Genomic DNA, 875 nt, shown 5'->3' on the forward strand with positions numbered 1-875 from the left:
AGCGCGTCGCCGGGAACGGTCAGGGCCGCCGGTGCGCGGACGAGCTCCACCACCGCGCGCGGCGAGGGCAGCGGTCCGTCGGCGTCGCTCATCGGGACGCCGCCCAGGAGCGGAGCGTCTCGTACTGCGCGGCGAGCGCGTGGTCCACGCCGGGCCCTCCGGTCGTGCCGTCGGCGCCGACGGGGTCCTTGAAGAAGAAGGCGAGTTCGTGCACCGGTCCCGTCCGCCCCGACGCGTGGGCCAGCGCCATCAGCCGGGCGAGGTCGAGGATCAGCGGGGCGGCCAGCGCCGAGTCGCAGCCCTGCCAGGTGAACTGCAGGCTCATGCGCGCGCCGAGGAAGCCGTCGAAGACGACGTGGTCCCACGCGGTCTTCCAGTCGCCGAGATCGGCGACGTAGTCGATGTGCACCTGCCCGTCGACCGGATAGCCGAGGGTCTCCCCGACGACGAGGCTCTTGGAGGCGTTCTTGGCGGCCGCCGCGGCCGGGTCGGCCAGGGTGGCGCCGTCGCCGCCGCCCAGCAGGTTCGTGCCCGACCACGCACGTACGCGCAGGGCCCGCTGGGCGAACATCGGCGCCAGCACCGACTTCAGCAGCGTCTCTCCGGTCTTGCCGTACCGGCCGGCGTACGGCACTCCGCGCCGGCGGGCGAGCCGGTCGAGGGCGGGCAGGCGGGCGCCCGTCGAGGGGGTGAAGTCCACGTACGGGCAGCCGGCGGTCAGCGCCGCGTAGGCGTACAGGGAACTCGCCGGAAGCACGTCGGTCCCGGACGCGAGGGCGGCGAGGAGGGCGACCAGGGACACGTGCGCGCGGTGCTCGCCGGCCGGCGGCTCGGTGGACGCCACGTTGATGACGACGACCCGGTCGAGGCCGCGG

General features: G+C 75.0%; 1 protein-coding gene. It reads right to left on the bottom strand.

Features of this window, described 5'->3' with window-relative positions:
• Positions 1-88: 88 nt before the first annotated feature.
• The coding region (locus tag ACFFNX_RS51465) for an inositol-3-phosphate synthase (protein ID WP_378213821.1) at positions 89-875 on the bottom strand (787 nt) is incomplete at its 5' end.

The organism is Actinoallomurus acaciae, assembly GCF_042429965.1.
Taxonomy (GTDB): domain Bacteria; phylum Actinomycetota; class Actinomycetes; order Streptosporangiales; family Streptosporangiaceae; genus Actinoallomurus; species Actinoallomurus acaciae.